This is a genomic window from Desulfuromonas sp. (assembly GCA_002869615.1).
Taxonomy (GTDB): domain Bacteria; phylum Desulfobacterota; class Desulfuromonadia; order Desulfuromonadales; family UBA2294; genus BM707.
In genome coordinates this window covers 1-3,585 of sequence record PKUH01000047.1, presented here as the reverse complement: position 1 = coordinate 3,585, position 3,585 = coordinate 1, and the positions used below count along the sequence as shown (strand labels likewise).

3 protein-coding genes are annotated in these 3,585 nt (G+C 56.0%); all 3 read left to right on the top strand.

Annotated features, from left to right (window positions below; translation table 11 throughout):
- Positions 1-525: ABC transporter (locus tag C0623_05280; GenBank protein ID PLY01564.1), on the top strand; the 525-nt coding region annotated here is incomplete at its 5' end.
- A gap of 2 nt (positions 526-527) precedes the next feature.
- Entirely contained in the window at positions 528-1,448 is a 921-nt protein-coding gene (locus C0623_05275; protein ID PLY01563.1) for a methyltransferase type 11, read from the top strand.
- A 318-nt stretch (positions 1,449-1,766) separates the two neighbouring features.
- Positions 1,767-3,585: hypothetical protein (locus tag C0623_05270; protein ID PLY01562.1), on the top strand; the 1,819-nt coding region annotated here is incomplete at its 3' end.

The following is a 3,585-nucleotide window of genomic DNA, read 5'->3' as shown; positions in this document are numbered from 1 at the left end:
CTGTTCATGTCGCGCTACCTCGGCAATATTGTCGACCTGCTGGTGACCCCGGTCACCCCGCCGCAGTTCATCATGGCCTACACCCTGGCGGCGATGCTGCGCGGCCTGCTGGTCGGAACCATCGTCTGGCTGGTTTCGACCTTCTTTGCCACGCTCCCCTGGTCTTACCCCCTGGCGGTGCTCGGCATGGCGATTCTCACCAGCTTCCTGTTCGCCCAGTTCGGCCTGCTGGCGGCGATCTACGCCAACAACTTCGACTCGCTGTCCATGTTTACGAATTTCCTGATCCTGCCGCTGATCTATCTCGGCGGCGTCTTCTACCCGATTTCACTGCTGCCGCAGCCGTGGTCGGAGCTGTCGCACCTGAACCCGATCTTCTACCTGATCGACGGTTTCCGCCATGCCCTGATCGGCGTCGGCGACCTGCCGCTCTGGCTCTCCTTCGCCGTCGGCGGCGCGATGGCATTCGCCGCTTTCTGCTGGGCGGCGATACTGATCAGCAAGGGGTACCGGCTGAGAAATTAACGATGGAATCGATTGCCAACAGGCTCCGCGAGGAAACGGAGAAAGCTCAGCATGAGAACGATCTCCCCGACTACCTGGCAGAACGGATCTTATCGATTGCCGACCTTGTTCATGATTCGAGCACTGACATCGAGCTCCTGCTCGAACAGCTGCCGCTGTACGACACCTACGGGCAGACCGGCTATCTCGGCATGGGGGTCAACCACCTGATCCTCGAAAAAACGATCGAGCGGATTGAACAGAGCCTGCCGAGCGCTTCCGCTCCGGCGTATGTTCCGGCGCTCGGCGTGCACTGGCTGACCCCGTTCTACGACCTGGTTGCCGCAACCTTCTCGCTGGAGCGGTCGTTCAAACCGGTCTTGATCGATCAGGCTGCCGTCGAACCGGAACATCGCGTGCTCGATCTCGGCGCCGGCACCGGCACTCTCGCCATCTGGCTCAAGCAGCATCATCCGGAGGCGGAGATCGCCTGTCTCGATATCGATGCCGACATGCTGGCCAAGGCGGCGAAAAAAGCCGGGGCCGCCGGGACAGCCATCGACTTCGAGCAGGGCTCGGCCTTCAGCCTGCCATACCCCCCGGCCCACTTCCACCGGATCGTTTCGAGCCTCTTCTTCCATCATCTGACCTGGGAGGAGAAAATTAAGACCGCCCGCGAGATGTTCCGGGTGCTCAAGCCGGGCGGCGAGATCCATATCGCCGACTGGGGCCGGGCCGCGAATCCCCTGATGCGGAGCGTGTTCTACATCGTACAGATCGTCGACGGTTTCGCCGTCACCCGCGACAACGTCGCCGGGCGGCTGATCACCCTTTATGAAGAGGCCGGCTTCATCGACGTTACCGAGCGCCGGACCTACAGCACCCTGTTCGGGACCCTGGCGCTCTACAGCGCGAAAAAACCCGATGAGTCGAACCTTGATTGATGATTTGACGGCTCATATGGTTTCAGTTATTTTGAAACCTTACGAATTCGAATCTTTTGTCGGGAGGGGCATACGGGCTTGAAAAGCTTTGATGAATATAATCGCTCGAGTCGATTAGGCATGAATAGAAAATGAGCTTTTTCAGGCCATTTTTTTGTTTTTTAAGACAGCAACTTCAGCCGTAGGACTTAAACCAATATTTCGTTGCCCTGACCTTGTCGGGATAACAGTGACTCTCCCTGAACGGCTGATGCATCATCTTGCAAAGTCAATAACATCATGATGAGACAACCGTTACCCAAATTTATCAGTTGTTTATTGCTCACCATCCTGATGGCCGGATGCGCCTTCCTGCATTTGAAGGAAGAAGAGGCATTTACCCAGCAATCTGTCGTATTGGTCGGTAGTGTTTCCAGCACCCTTTCCCCGCAAGAGATGCCGGTGGTCGTAGTCGCCTATTCGAAAAACGGAGATGCGATAACAATCGACCATTACACGACGCTGCATGAACAGGGACCGTATGAGTTGCTGGTCACCATCGGGGCACACAATATCGTCGCCTTTGGCGATTTAAACAGGAACCTGGTCTATGACAGAGGCGAACCGGCCGGCCAGCTCATCAATGCCGAGCAGGGGGCCGTGCCGGCGGGAGGCGTCGTCGGCAACCTGGACATCGTCATGACGGAACACGACGGGAATGAAATTGACTTTCCGGTCGGCTCCAGACTGCCGCCGAAGGAATACGATTCTTTCCACAGTACGGCCCCCGGGGCCATTGCAAATATCGACGACCCCCTGTTCTCGGCCGAGTACGGTAAAAAGGGATTCTGGGCACCGATGGAATTTTTCCGGGAAATCGGCGGGAATGTCTATTTTCTTGAAAAATACGATCCGGCGAAAATTCCGATCCTTTTCGTTCACGGTGCGTCCGGTTCACCCCGTGACTGGCGCACATTTTTCGAAAGTATCGACCGCAGCCGGTATCAGCCCTGGTTTTTCTATTATCCCTCCGGCTCTTCGATCGACTCGATGGCCTACCTGCTCCTCTGGAAAATGCAGAACCTGCAGACAAAATACAAATTCGATGAACTCTACATTACCGCCCACAGCATGGGCGGACTGGTCGTCCGGTCATTCATCGTCAACTATGGTCGTTATTTTCCGACCCTTTCGACCTTCATCTCCATTTCGACCCCCTGGGGCGGCGAAGAGCTGGCCGAACTCGGCGTCAAATACTCTCCGGCCGTCATCCCGGCCTGGCATGACATGCAACCGCATAGCCCTTTTATCAATTCGCTATTCATGAAGAGCATGCCGGAGTCGATCGATCACTATCTCTTCTTCGGGCACAAGGGGAATCGGAATATTCTGCGACCGAACAACGACAAGGCGGTCACACTGACAAGTCAGCTCGATTATCGATCGCAAAAAGATGCGAAGATGATCTACGGGTTCAACGAGGATCATGTCGGAATTCTCTCGAGCCCCCTGGTCCTCTCGCAGTACAACGCCATCCTGGCCAATATCGATCGAAGGTCGAACGACGCGGACAAGAAATCCGGCAACAGGTTACAGGTCGATTACTCCTTCGACTTTCCCGAAGATTCTCCGCGACCGCGGCTGTATCTGCTGCTCCAGCCGACCGACAGCAAGGGGGCTGAAACCTTGGTTCATCTCGGTCCGGACGATTCCGGCAAGGTTCACGGCCCGTTTCTCCCCGGAAAATACAACGTGACTTTACTCGCCCCGGCCTTCTCCCCGCAGCCAAGCAGCATACCGATCCGCATCGATGATGACCAGTTGGCGAACGTTACGTTTGAACTCGAGCCGGTCGGCTACATCCGCGGCTACGTGATCAAAAGCGAGCCGGGGATTCAGACCGGAACCGACTGGAAACCGGACCCGGACGTACCGATCGAGAGCATCACCCTGAAAGGGAACGGCATTCTTCGGACAGTCCGCATTTTGCCGGGAGAAGAAGGCAGCTACGACGAGTACTTTGCCGAGCATTATCTTACGGGAACCGATTTTACCTCCGGCGGGGCTTTTTTCTTTTTCGGGCTTCCCGCCGGAGAATACGAATTATCAATAACTGCAAAGGGCTACCAGCCATATTCGCAGGTTTGTATCGTCAGGG

What these genes read in the sequence shown, in the direction of transcription:
- C0623_05275 (PLY01563.1), top strand. Translation starts at nt 528, where the DNA reads ATGGAATCGATTGCCAACAGGCTCCGCGAGGAAACGGAGAAAGCTCAG.